The organism is Escherichia sp. E4736 (assembly GCF_005781225.1).
Classification (GTDB): domain Bacteria; phylum Pseudomonadota; class Gammaproteobacteria; order Enterobacterales; family Enterobacteriaceae; genus Escherichia.
Window position 1 is genome coordinate 1 of the sequence record NZ_VATT01000039.1, and the last position, 12,935, is coordinate 12,935.

At 51.5% G+C, this 12,935-nt stretch carries 12 protein-coding genes; 3 read left to right on the forward strand and 9 right to left on the reverse strand.

All coding sequences use genetic code 11. The annotated features are described in order from the left end of the window. Positions 1-299 precede the first annotated feature (299 nt). Both nadA and pnuC read left to right on the forward strand, forming a co-directional pair. Positions 300-1,343 carry a quinolinate synthase NadA gene (gene nadA, locus FEK46_RS21580; RefSeq protein ID WP_135493572.1) on the forward strand — a complete coding sequence of 348 codons (1,044 nt, stop codon included), beginning with the start codon at positions 300-302 and terminating at the stop codon, positions 1,341-1,343. Positions 1,344-1,380: 37 nt separating this feature from the next. Beyond that, complete coding sequence (gene pnuC, locus FEK46_RS21585; protein ID WP_130209912.1) at positions 1,381-2,100, forward strand: nicotinamide riboside transporter PnuC; 720 nt, start codon at positions 1,381-1,383, stop codon at positions 2,098-2,100. Here the strand turns inward: pnuC and zitB are convergent. Both zitB and FEK46_RS21595 read right to left on the reverse strand, forming a co-directional pair. Next, positions 2,097-3,038: a CDF family zinc transporter ZitB gene (gene zitB / locus FEK46_RS21590; RefSeq protein WP_130259796.1), complete on the reverse strand. Its 942-nt coding sequence runs from the start codon at positions 3,036-3,038 to the stop codon at positions 2,097-2,099. The genes pnuC and zitB overlap by 4 nt on opposite strands. Positions 3,039-3,152: 114 nt before the next feature. Then, complete coding sequence (locus tag FEK46_RS21595) at positions 3,153-3,533, reverse strand: YbgS-like family protein (RefSeq protein WP_135559913.1); 381 nt, start codon at positions 3,531-3,533, stop codon at positions 3,153-3,155. A 315-nt stretch (positions 3,534-3,848) separates the two neighbouring features. On the opposite strand from FEK46_RS21595, the gene aroG reads away from it, so the two are divergent. Then, on the forward strand, positions 3,849-4,901 hold the full coding sequence (gene aroG / locus FEK46_RS21600; RefSeq protein WP_130209918.1) for a 3-deoxy-7-phosphoheptulonate synthase AroG: 1,053 nt from the start codon (positions 3,849-3,851) through the stop codon (positions 4,899-4,901). A 147-nt stretch (positions 4,902-5,048) separates the two neighbouring features. Here the strand turns inward: aroG and gpmA are convergent, their stop codons facing one another. From gpmA to modE, 7 genes are all read right to left on the reverse strand, one after another. Continuing rightward, positions 5,049-5,801, reverse strand: a complete 753-nt coding sequence (gene gpmA / locus FEK46_RS21605) for a 2,3-diphosphoglycerate-dependent phosphoglycerate mutase (RefSeq protein ID WP_001295305.1) — start codon at positions 5,799-5,801, stop codon at positions 5,049-5,051. Positions 5,802-6,003: 202 nt separating this feature from the next. Continuing rightward, a complete protein-coding gene (galM, locus tag FEK46_RS21610) occupies positions 6,004-7,044 on the reverse strand; it encodes a galactose-1-epimerase (RefSeq protein ID WP_059321515.1) in 1,041 nt (346 codons plus the stop codon). Continuing rightward, positions 7,038-8,186, reverse strand: coding sequence for a galactokinase (galK, locus tag FEK46_RS21615; RefSeq protein ID WP_135559912.1), 1,149 nt, complete (start codon positions 8,184-8,186; stop codon positions 7,038-7,040). Before galK ends, galM begins: the two co-directional genes overlap by 7 nt. 3 nt (positions 8,187-8,189) lie before the next feature. Continuing rightward, complete coding sequence (gene galT, locus FEK46_RS21620) at positions 8,190-9,236, reverse strand: galactose-1-phosphate uridylyltransferase (RefSeq protein ID WP_000191508.1); 1,047 nt, start codon at positions 9,234-9,236, stop codon at positions 8,190-8,192. 9 nt (positions 9,237-9,245) lie between these two features. Further along, positions 9,246-10,262, reverse strand: coding sequence for a UDP-glucose 4-epimerase GalE (gene galE / locus FEK46_RS21625; RefSeq protein ID WP_001265443.1), 1,017 nt, complete (start codon positions 10,260-10,262; stop codon positions 9,246-9,248). A gap of 261 nt (positions 10,263-10,523) precedes the next feature. Continuing rightward, a complete protein-coding gene (gene modF, locus FEK46_RS21630) occupies positions 10,524-11,996 on the reverse strand; it encodes a molybdate ABC transporter ATP-binding protein ModF (RefSeq protein ID WP_130209926.1) in 1,473 nt (490 codons plus the stop codon). Positions 11,997-12,063: 67 nt separating this feature from the next. Beyond that, a complete protein-coding gene (gene modE / locus FEK46_RS21635) occupies positions 12,064-12,852 on the reverse strand; it encodes a molybdenum-dependent transcriptional regulator (RefSeq protein WP_130214929.1) in 789 nt (262 codons plus the stop codon). Between the last annotated feature and the right edge of the window lie 83 nt (positions 12,853-12,935).

The window sequence follows — 12,935 nt, forward strand, 5'->3', positions numbered from 1 at the left end:
CGAATCCTGCACGACCCACCAATGTAAAAAAGCGCCCTAAAGGCGCTTTTTTGCTATTCAGGCATCCCACAATTTCAAGTTGTAAACCTGATGACATAGTCAGAGCTTGCTGTGCAAGCAACTCTACGTCGGTGGAATTAGGCGTAAAATGACGCATCCTGCACATCAGGCGTAATACGTGTGACTTTTCCTCACCATTCGGCTATTTTGTTTAGCATATAAAACAATTGAGGCCGATTGCAGCGGATTGAACGCTTCATGTCGGCATAAACGTTAAGCCTGTAAAACGAGATGGCCAAATGAGCGTGATGTTTGATCCTGAAACGGCGATATATCCTTTTCCACCGAAGCCAACGCCGTTAAGCATTGATGAAAAAGCGTATTATCGCGAGAAAATAAAACGTCTGCTGAAAGAACGTAATGCGGTGATGGTCGCCCACTACTATACCGATCCCGAAATTCAACAGCTGGCTGAAGAAACCGGTGGCTGTATTTCTGATTCTCTGGAAATGGCCCGCTTCGGTGCAAAGCATCCCGCTTCTACGCTGTTAGTCGCTGGGGTGAGATTTATGGGGGAAACCGCCAAAATTCTCAGCCCGGAAAAAACAATTCTGATGCCAACACTTCAGGCTGAATGTTCACTGGATCTCGGATGTCCGATTGAAGAATTCAACGCATTTTGCGATGCCCATCCCGATCGTACTGTCGTTGTCTACGCCAACACTTCTGCTGCGGTAAAAGCGCGTGCAGATTGGGTGGTAACTTCAAGCATTGCCGTCGAACTCATTGATCATCTGGATAGCTTGGGTGAAAAAATTATCTGGGCACCAGACAAACATCTGGGGCGTTACGTGCAAAAACAGACAGGCGCAGACATCTTATGCTGGCAAGGTGCCTGTATCGTTCATGACGAGTTTAAGACTCAGGCGTTAACCCGCTTACAAAAACAGTACCCTGATGCTGCCATACTGGTGCATCCGGAGTCACCACAAGCTATTGTCGATATGGCCGATGCTGTTGGTTCCACAAGCCAGTTGATTAACGCTGCAAAAACATTGCCGCATCAGCAACTGATTGTGGCGACTGACCGGGGTATTTTCTACAAAATGCAGCAGGCCGTGCCAGATAAAGAATTGCTGGAAGCGCCAACCGCAGGCGAGGGCGCTACCTGTCGAAGTTGCGCTCATTGTCCGTGGATGGCAATGAATGGCCTTCAGGCCATCGCAGAGGCGCTGGAACAGGGAGGAAGCAATCACGAGGTTCATGTTGACGAAAATCTGCGAGAGAGGGCGCTGGTGCCGCTCAACCGCATGCTGGATTTTGCGGCTACACTACGTGGATAACTGACAATAAGGCGTCACGCTACGCATTGGGGGAAAGATGGATTTTTTTAGCACACAGAACATTCTGGTTCATATACCGATCGGTGCTGGCGGTTACGATCTCTCATGGATCGAAGCGGTGGGGACGATCGCTGGGTTACTGTGTATTGGCCTTGCCAGTCTGGAGAAGATCAGCAACTACTTTTTTGGCCTGATCAACGTTACCCTGTTTGGCATTATTTTCTTTCAGATTCAGCTGTATGCCAGCCTGCTGTTACAGGTGTTTTTCTTTGCTGCTAACATTTATGGCTGGTATGCCTGGTCGCGACAAACCAGTCAACATGAAGCTGAGTTAAAAATTCGCTGGTTGCCATTGCCGAAGGCGCTAAGCTGGTTGGCGGTTTGCGTTGTTTCGATTGGTCTGATGACGGTATTTATCAATCCGGTGTTTGCATTTTTGACCCGCGTGGCAGTCACGATTATGCAAGCATTGGGTTTGCAGGTAGTGATGCCAGAATTGCAACCGGACGCCTTCCCATTCTGGGACTCCTGCATGATGGTACTCTCCATCGTGGCAATGATCCTGATGACGCGTAAATACGTCGAAAACTGGTTATTGTGGGTCATCATTAACGTGATTAGCGTGGTGATTTTCGCCTTGCAGGGCGTCTATGCCATGTCGCTGGAGTATCTGATCCTGACCTTTATTGCCCTCAACGGCAGCCGGATGTGGATCAACAGCGCACGCGAAAGAGGTTCACGCGCGCTGTCCCATTAATGGTGATGATGTGAATGGCCAGACACCCCTTCATTCAGGTGGCAGTCTGGCCCATGACAAGGTTGATATTCCATCTGGATGGTGGCGTGCTCAATCTGATAGTGATCCATCAGATAGTGTTGGATCTGATCCAACAACGCGTCGTGATCGTGTGGCGGGATCACCTGCACATGCAGCGTCATCACTGGCTTTTCGCCCACCATCCACACATGTACATGGTGCACATTGCGGACTTCCGGGATTTCCCGGCACATGCGGCGTTTCATTTCAGCAATATCCAGCGATACCGGTGCACCTTCAAGTAATTCATTCACGCTGTCTTTCAATAATCGCCACGCGCTGCGCAGAACCAGAAGCGACACGAGTATCGAGAGAATGGGGTCCGCAGGTGTCCAGCCGGTCCAGATAATTATCAACGCGGCGACGATAGCACCAACGGAACCCAGCAGGTCCCCAAGCACATGCAGTGCCGCTGCTCGCACGTTGAGGTTTTTCTCTTCACTACCGTGATGAAGTAACCAGAAAGAAAGTATATTTGCCAGCAATCCCGCCACGGCAATCGCCATCATCATACCGCCTTCAACCGGACGCGGCGTGCGGAAACGTTCTATCGCCTCCCAGACAATCAAAATCGTAATCACCACCAGGGCGATGGCATTCACAAACGCCGCGAGCGTGGTCAATCTTAGCCAACCGAAAGTGTGGCGAATGGTGGGAGGACGACGTGAAAATTGCACTGCGAGTAGGGCGAAAAGCAGGGCGGCAGTATCGGTCAACATATGTCCGGCATCAGCCAGCAATGCCAGAGAACCGGAAAGAAAACCGCCAATGACTTCTACCAGCATAAACCCGGCAGTTACGCCGAAAGCATACAACAAGCGACGAGCATTATTATCTTCTGGCAGGTGTGGGGAAGTGTGTGAGTGTGAGTGCGCCATGACGAGTCATCCCTTAATTTATCTCACTTAACTTTATGACATCATACTTCTTTTAGAAGGGAAAAATTAAAAAGGAGAGCCTCCGCTCTCCCATTATCAGCCATATATCCTGGCTTACTGCGTAGTACCGTCGGTTTTGGTATCGACATCATTATTGATGCCATCACCGGTTTGTACCTTTTTATTGATGTCCGGGCAGCGACCATCTTTGCACATGGTGTTTTTGTGCTCTTCATCTTTGGTCATGCCGCCATTATTCATGGATGAACCATTCGGGTGCAGCATCGTCCCGCCCGAGTTGGTATTAACCCCGTTATTGTCGACGTTATTTGGCGCGACATTTTCACGGGCGTCAGGGGCTACCTGGCCCGCATCAGCTGCGGCGTTTGCCTGGCCGTTATTGGTTTGCGCCCCGCTATCGGCAGCCAGTGCGGCACCGCTGGCAAGGCTCAGAGTGGCAGTCAGCAATAGTGTGGCCAGTTTTGTCATTTTCATAGGATGCTCCTGTTATGGGCGTTATGTCGGATAACCTCTTCCAACAGTGCATTTGCAGGTGAATATAAGGCAATGGTTGAAGATTTCAGCCAGAAGAAGAGATCCAGCAGAGAATCTTGAAAAAATTAATAAACAAAGAAGTTACAGTTAGAAATTGTAGGAGAGATCTCGTTTTTCGCGACAATCTGGCGTATTTCTTACCGATTCCAGGATTATTCCGTCCATAGTGTAAAACCCCGTTTACACATTCTGACGGAAGATATAGATTGGAAGGATTGCATTCACCAAGATAAGTATGGCAACACTGGAACAGACATGAATTATCAGAACGACGATTTACGCATCAAAGAAATCAAAGAGTTACTTCCTCCTGTCGCACTGCTGGAAAAATTCCCCGCTACTGAAAATGCCGCGAATACGGTAGCCCATGCCCGAAAAGCGATCCATAAGATCCTGAAAGGTAATGATGATCGCCTGTTAGTGGTGATTGGTCCGTGCTCAATTCATGATCCTGTCGCGGCTAAAGAGTATGCCACTCGCTTGCTGGCGCTGCGTGAAGAGCTAAAAGACGACCTGGAAATCGTAATGCGCGTTTATTTTGAAAAGCCGCGCACCACGGTGGGCTGGAAAGGGCTGATTAACGATCCGCATATGGACAACAGCTTCCAGATCAACGACGGTTTGCGAATTGCCCGTAAATTGCTGCTCGATATTAACGACAGCGGTCTGCCAGCGGCGGGCGAATTTCTCGACATGATCACCCCTCAGTATCTCGCTGACCTGATGAGCTGGGGCGCAATTGGGGCGCGAACAACCGAATCGCAGGTGCATCGCGAACTGGCGTCTGGTCTTTCTTGCCCGGTAGGTTTCAAAAATGGCACAGACGGTACGATTAAAGTGGCTATCGATGCCATTAATGCCGCCGGTGCGCCGCACTGCTTCCTTTCAGTGACCAAATGGGGTCATTCGGCGATTGTGAATACCAGCGGTAACGGCGATTGCCATATCATTCTGCGCGGCGGTAAAGAGCCTAATTACAGTGCAAAACACGTTGCTGAAGTGAAAGAAGGGCTGAACAAAGCAGGCCTGCCAGCACAGGTGATGATCGATTTCAGCCATGCTAACTCGTCCAAACAATTCAAAAAGCAGATGGATGTTTGTGCTGACGTTTGCCAGCAGATTGCCGGTGGCGAAAAGGCCATTATTGGCGTGATGGTGGAAAGTCATCTGGTGGAAGGCAATCAGAGTCTGGAGAGCGGGGAGCCGCTGGCTTATGGCAAGAGTATCACTGATGCCTGCATTGGCTGGGACGATACCGATGCTCTGTTACGTCAACTGGCAAATGCAGTAAAAGCGCGTCGTGGATAATTTATAGTCAAATCGCCATGACTGTATGTTTGTAGGTCTGATAAGACGCGCAGCGTCGCATCAAGCAATGTGCTCCATTGTTAGCAACGACAAACAAAAAAGCCGACTCACTTGCAGTCGGCTTTCTCATTTTTAAACGAATGACGTTTACTTCGCTTTACCCTGGTTAGCAACGGCAGCTGCTTTCGCCGCGATCTCGTCAGCATTACCCAGATAATAGCGTTTCAGCGGTTTGAAGTTCTCGTCGAACTCATACACCAGCGGCACGCCAGTCGGGATATTTAGCTCAAGAATCTCTTCTTCGCTCATGTTATCAAGATATTTCACCAGCGCACGCAACGAGTTACCATGAGCGGCGATGATTACGCGCTCACCGCTCTTCATACGCGGCAGAATGGTTTCATTCCAGTAAGGGATCACGCGGTCAATGGTCAGCGCCAGGCTTTCAGTCAGCGGCAGCTCTTTCTCGCTCAGTTTCGCGTAACGCGGATCGTGGCCCGGATAACGCTCATCATCTTTAGTCAGTTCCGGCGGAGTCACCGCAAAACCACGACGCCACTGTTTCACCTGCTCGTCGCCATACTTTTCAGCAGTTTCCGCTTTGTTCAGACCCTGCAACGCACCGTAGTGACGTTCGTTCAGTTTCCAGGATTTCTCAACGGGCAGCCATGCCTGATCCAGTTCGTCCAGCACGTTCCACAGGGTATGGATAGCGCGTTTCAGCACAGAGGTGTAAGCAAAGTCAAAGCTGTAACCTTCCTCTTTCAGCAGCTTACCTGCTGCTTTTGCTTCGCTTACGCCTTTCTCAGACAGATCCACGTCGTACCAACCGGTGAAACGGTTTTCTTTGTTCCACTGACTTTCGCCATGACGAACCAGAACCAGCTTAGTTACAGCCATATACTTACTCCTCAAATCATCTCTTAATGATAATAATTCTCATTATATTGCCGTGACGAAGCAACAGCAATGCTTACGCATAACCATAGCGAAAATAGTGTCGCAGTGTAAGGTTGTTGTGAATATTGAGTTGCAAATATGTCGGTATTTGCTGGTGATTTGAACAATACGAGGATAAAGCCCTCATGACGAGGGCTTAACATTACTCAGCAATAAACTGATATTCCGTCAGGCTGGAATACTCTTCGCCAGGCCGCAAGAAGCAGTCCGGCTGCGGCCATTCAGGGTGGTTCGGGCTGTCCGGCAGAAACTCGCTTTCCAGCGCCAGCCCCTGCCAGTCGGCGTAAGGTTCAGTTCCTCTTGATGGCGTGCCGCCGAGGAAGTTGCCGGAGTAGAATTGCAGAGCCGGAGCGGTGGTGTAGACCTTCAGCTGCAATTTTTCATCTGCTGACCAGACATGCGCCGCCACTTTTTTGCCATCGCCTTTGGCCTGTAACAAGAACGCGTGATCGTAACCTTTCACTTTGCGCTGATCGTCGTCGGCAAGAAACTCACTGGCGATGATTTTGGCGCTGCGGAAATCAAAAGACGTTCCGGCGACAGATTTCAGGCCGTCGTGCGGAATGCCGCCTTCATCAACCGGCAGGTATTCGTCCGCCAGAATCTGCAACTTGTGATTGCGCACGTCAGACTGCTCGCCGTCAAGATTGAAATAGACGTGATTAGTCATATTCACCGGGCAAGGTTTATCAACTGTGGCGCGATAAGTAATAGAGATACGGTTATCGTCGGTCAGACGATATTGCACCGTTGCGCCGAGATTACCCGGAAAGCCTTGGTCGCCATCATCTGAACTCAGGGCAAACAGCACCTGACGATCGTTCTGGTTCACAATCTGCCAGCGGCGTTTGTCGAACCCTTCCGGGCCGCCGTGCAGTTGGTTGACGCCCTGACTTGGCAACAGCGTCACGGTTTCACCGTCAAAGGTATAACGACTATTGGCGATACGGTTGGCATAACGACCAATAGAGGCCCCAAGAAATGCGGCCTGATCCTGGTAGCATTCCGGGCTGGCGCAGCCAAGCAGAGCCTCGCGGACGCTGCCATCGGAAAGCGGAATACGGGCGGAAAGTAAAGTCGCACCCCAGTCCATCAGCGTGACTACCATCCCTGCGTTGTTACGCAAAGTTAACAGTCGGTACGGCTGACCATCGGGTGCCAGTGCGGGAGTTTCGTTCAGCACTGTCCTGCTCCTTGTGATGGTTTACACACGTAAAAAGTCTCTTTAATACCTGTTTTTGCTTCATATTGTTCAGCGACAGCTTGCTGTACGGCAGGCACCAGCTCTTCCGGAATAAGCGCGACGATACAGCCGCCAAATCCGCCGCCGGTCATGCGTACGCCACCTTTGTCGCCAATCACAGCTTTTACGATTTCTACCAGAGTGTCAATTTGCGGCACGGTGATTTCGAAATCATCGCGCATAGAGGCATGAGACTCTGCCATCAACTCGCCCATACGTTTCAGGTCGCCTTTCTCCAGCGCGCTGGCAGCTTCAACGGTACGCGCGTTTTCGGTCAGGATATGACGCACGCGTTTCGCGACGATCGGGTCCAGTTCATGCGCAACAGCGTTGAACTCTTCAATGGTGACATCGCGCAGGGCTGGCTGCTGGAAGAAACGCGCACCGGTTTCGCACTGTTCACGACGGGTGTTGTATTCGCTGCCAACCAGGGTACGTTTGAAGTTGCTGTTGATGATGACCACAGCTACGCCTTTCGGCATGGAAACCGCTTTGGTCCCCAGCGAGCGGCAGTCGATCAGCAAGGCATGATCTTTCTTGCCGAGTGCGGAAATTAGCTGATCCATGATCCCGCAGTTACAGCCAACAAACTGGTTTTCTGCTTCCTGACCGTTAAGCGCGATTTGTGCGCCGTCCAGCGGCAGATGATAAAGCTGCTGCAATACGGTTCCGACCGCCACTTCGAGTGAGGCGGAAGAACTTAACCCGGCACCCTGCGGCACGTTGCCGCTGATCACCATGTCCACGCCGCCGAAGTTGTTGTTACGCAGTTGCAGATGTTTCACCACGCCACGAACGTAGTTCGCCCATTGATAGTTTTCATGCGCGACAATGGGCGCATCGAGGGAAAACTCGTCAGTCTGATTTTCATAATCGGCTGCCATTACGCGAACTTTACGGTCATCGCGTGGCGCACAGCTAATGACGGTTTGATAATCAATCGCGCAGGGCAGAACGAAACCGTCGTTGTAGTCGGTGTGTTCACCAATCAAATTCACGCGGCCAGGCGCCTGAATGGTGTGAGTGGCAGGGTAGCCAAATGCGTTGGCAAACAGAGATTGTGTTTTTTCTTTCAGACTCATTTCTTACACTCCGGATTCGCGAAAATGGATATCGCTGACTGCGCGCAAACGCTCTGCTGCCTGTTCTGCCGTCAGATCACGCTGGGTTTCTGCCAGCATTTCATAACCGACCATAAATTTACGTACGGTGGCGGAGCGCAGCAGAGGCGGATAAAAGTGCGCGTGCAGCTGCCAGTGTTGATTCTCTTCGCCATTAAACGGCGCACCGTGCCAGCCCATAGAGTAGGGGAAGGAGCACTGGAAGAGGTTGTCATAACGACTGGTCAGCTTTTTCAACGCCAGCGCAAGATCGCTGCGCTGGGCGTCGGTCAAATCGGTGATCCGCAAAACATGGGCTTTGGGCAGCAGTAGCGTTTCGAACGGCCAGGCAGCCCAGTAAGGCACTACGGCTAACCAGTGTTCGGTTTCGACAACGGTACGGCTACCGTCTGCCAGCTCGCGCTGGACATAATCCACCAGCATTGGCGATTTCTGCTCGGCAAAATATTCTTTTTGCAGGCGGTCTTCGCGCTCAGCTTCGTTAGGCAGGAAGCTATTTGCCCAAATCTGTCCGTGCGGATGCGGGTTAGAGCAGCCCATCGCCGCGCCTTTGTTTTCAAAGACCTGCACCCACGGGTACGTTTTTCCCAGCTCTGCGGTTTGCTCCTGCCAGGTTTTGACGATTTCCGTCAATGCCGCAACGCTGAGTTCTGGCAGTGTTTTACTGTGATCAGGTGAAAAGCAGATCACGCGACTGGTACCGCGCGCGCTCTGGCAACGCATCAACGGATCGTTGCTTTCTGGCGCGTCTGGCGTGTCAGACATCAAGGCCGCAAAGTCATTGGTAAAAACATAAGTCCCGGTGTAATCGGGGTTTTTATCGCCAGTCACCCGCACATTACCTGCGCAGAGAAAGCAATCTGGATCGTGCGCAGGTAACACCTGTTTAGCTGGCGTTTCCTGCGCCCCCTGCCAGGGGCGCTTAGCGCGGTGCGGTGAAACCAGAATCCATTGCCCGGTGAGCGGGTTGTAGCGGCGATGTGGATGATCAACGGGATTAAATTGCGTCATGGTCGTTCCTTAATCGGGATATCCCTGTGGATGGCGTGACTGCCAGTGCCAGGTGTCCTGCGCCATTTCATCGAGTGTGCGCGTTACGCGCCAGTTCAGTTCACGGTCGGCTTTGCTGGCGTCCGCCCAGTAGGCCGGAAGGTCGCCCTCGCGACGCGGTGCAAAATGATAGTTAACCGGTTTGCCGCAGGCTTTGCTGAAGGCATTAACCACGTCCAGCACGCTGCTGCCTACGCCTGCGCCGAGGTTGTAGATGTGTACGCCAGGCTTGTTCGCCAGTTTTTCCATCGCCACGACGTGACCGTCCGCCAGATCCATTACGTGGATGTAATCGCGTACGCCAGTACCGTCTTCGGTCGGATAATCGTTACCAAAAATAGCCAGCGAGTCGCGACGGCCTACAGCAACCTGGGCAATGTACGGCATCAGGTTATTCGGAATGCCTTGCGGATCTTCGCCCATATCGCCCGACGGATGTGCGCCAACCGGGTTGAAGTAGCGCAGCAGGGCAATGCTCCAGTCCGGCTGGGCTTTTTGCAGGTCGGTGAGGATCTGTTCCACCATCAGTTTGCTTTTGCCGTAAGGGCTTTGCGGTGTGCCGGTCGGGAAGCTTTCAACGTAAGGAATTTTGGGCTGATCGCCATAGACGGTGGCGGAGGAGCTGAAGATAAAGTTTTTGACGTTAGCGGCGCGCATGGCGCTAATCAGACGCAGAGTACCGTTGACGTTGTTGTCGTAATATTCCAGCGGTTTTTGTACCGATTCGCCAACGGCTTTCAGCCCGGCGAAGTGGATCACGGTGTCGATAGCGTGATCGTGCAGGATCTCGGTCATCAACGCTTCGTTACGGATATCGCCTTCAACAAACGTTGGATGTTTGCCGCCTAAACGCTCGATAACAGGCAGTACGCTGCGCTTACTGTTACAGAGGTTATCAAGAATGATGACATCATGACCGTTTTGCAGTAATTGCACACAGGTATGACTTCCAATGTAACCGCTACCACCGGTAACCAGAACTCTCATAATTCGCTCCATTAGGCTTATGGTATGAAATAACCATAGCATAACAAAGATGCGAAAAGTGTGACATGGAATAAATTAGTGGAATCGTTTACACAAGAATTTAGCCGTTTTTTATGCGCGATTAATTGATTATAAAACAGAGGGTTTATGAATGATTGCGCTTTTTATCTGAAAAAAAGATGCGGTTTTATGCCTGGATGCGTCGAACCGTGGGCCGGATAAAGCGTTTACGCCGCATCCGGCACAGTCAGCATTTCCTACTCAGTTTATTTTTGTCAGCGCATAGCGATAAAGGTCACCGTCTGGCACGAACTCCAGACGATGGGTAATACAGGCAGGCGCATCTTCCGCATGGTGCGAAACAAACAATAATTGCGTTTCACCTTCGCTAATTAGCACGTCAACAAAACGGCGGATAAGCTGGCGATTGAGCGGATCCAGTCCCTGTAGTGGTTCATCGAGAATAAGCAAAGTCGGATGTTTCACCAGTGCGCGGACGATCAGCGCCAGGCGTTGTTGCCCCCAGGAAAGACTATGGAAAGGGGCGTCAGCCGTGCGTTTATCAATGCCGAGAATATCCAGCCACTGCTGCACCAGCTTTTGCTGACGATCCGAAACGGCCTGATAAATGCCAATCGAATCAAAATAGCCAGAAAGGATCACATTACGCACGGTAGTGCTGACCCGGTAATCCAGATGCAAACTACTGCTGACGTAACCGATATGCTTTTTAATATCCCAGATGGTTTCGCCGCTGCCGCGACGTCGGCCGAAAAGCGTCAAATCGTTGCTGTAACCTTGCGGATGATCGCCAGTAATCAGGCTTAATAATGTCGATTTTCCCGCGCCATTTGGCCCGATAATTTGCCAGTGTTCGCCAGGATTCACCTGCCAGCTAAGGTTATTAAGAATGGGGCGATCGTTATAAGAAACCACGCCGTTGTTCAGCACAATGCGCGGTTCGTTGGCGGGTAAGGCGTGACGTGCTGAAGGTTCATCCGGCTCCGGCAGTTGCACACCTTCAAGCTGTTCGCTATGCGCCAGTTGCGCGACGAGTGCTTGCTGGAGCAGTTCCTCTTTAGCGCCAGTTTCCGCTAACGTGCAATCCGCCAGCACGCCAGCAAACTGGACAAATTCCGGGATCTCATCGAAGCGATTGAGCACTAGTACCAGAGTAATACCGGACTGATGTAACGAGGCGAGTAATTCTGCCAGCTGCTGACGTGAGGCAACGTCAAGACCATCGAACGGTTCATCAAGAATCAATAAGTCAGGCTTCGACATCAGCGCCTGACAGAGCAGGGTTTTACGCGTCTCGCCAGTGGAAAGATATTTAAAACGTCGGTCGAGCAGGGCGGTAATGCCGAACTGCTGCGCCAGCTGCGCACAACGCGGTGCATCCTTAACTTCATCCTGAATGATCTCAGCCGTGGTGCGCCCGGTGTCATCTTCGCCAGGGCCGAGCATATCGGTGTTATTCCGCTGCCATTCGTCACTGACGAGCTTTTGCAATTGCTCGAAGGAGAGACGAGTGATGTGGGAAAACTGGCTTTGCCGTTCACCTTTCAAAAGCGGAAGTTCACCGGCCAGCGCGCGGGCCAGCGCCGACTTCCCGCTGCCATTAGAACCGACAAACGCCCAACTATCGCCCGCGTTTAACGTTAGCTGAGGCAATTGCAGCGTTTTTGTGTCGCTAAGACGAAACGTGCCTTGCAAAATTTGCAACGATGACATTTTATATCCCATTTTGTGCAGCGATTACTGACAGGGATACGTGTTTCATAACAAATTGTCAACACGCTTAGCACAGCGTGGCGATAATCACGCTGTCGGCATTAAAGTAGGCCGTGACATTCTGTCCTTGCTCAAGAGAAGCCGCTTCATTTACCGGCACCGTGGCGCACAAGGTTTGCCCGTCGGGTAGCGCCATTAATACTTCGCACTGTTCTGCGCCGCGCTCTATATGGCGAATAATGCCCGGCAATTGGTTGTCGGCACTCTGGGCTACGGTGTCATCCTGGGTAATGTTCACCCACGGCGCTTTCAGCAGAATCAACACTTCTTTGCCTTCATCCAGCCCCAGACGCGCGCCACTTTGCGCGGTAATCGCGACTTTTAAGCGTGTTTTGCCGTCGGCCAGTAAGACATCAACATGCTGTTGAACGTCATCATGATCGCGGGCGGTGATGGTACCGAACCACTGGTTACGGGCGCTGGTTTGCAGTGAAAAACGTGAGATCGCGGCCAGCAGACTGTTCAGCGGCAGGGCGTCATCGTCACTTAACACATCAAAGGCTTTTTGCTGGATCTGGGCGAGAAGATCGTAAAGCTGAATCAGTCGTTGACCATAGCGGGTCAGCACAGCACCGCCACCGCCTTTTCCGCCCGTAGCTCGTTCAACCAGCGTATGCTCACTTAACTGATTCATTTCGTTAATGGCATCCCAGGCGCTTTTATAGCTGATACCGGCATCTTTCGCCCCCTGGCTGATGGAACCGGAAAGCGCGATGTGTTTTAGTAGCGAAATGCGGCGTGGGTCGGCAAAGAGCTTTTGTTGCAGCTTAAGAGTGAGAAGGATTTCGGCCTGCATAACAATGTCCTGGCAAAAGTCTTATTGTGACGGAAAATGAGCGCCACGCAAAGCTGACCGCACAAAAGGGGAGTGCTTTTCTG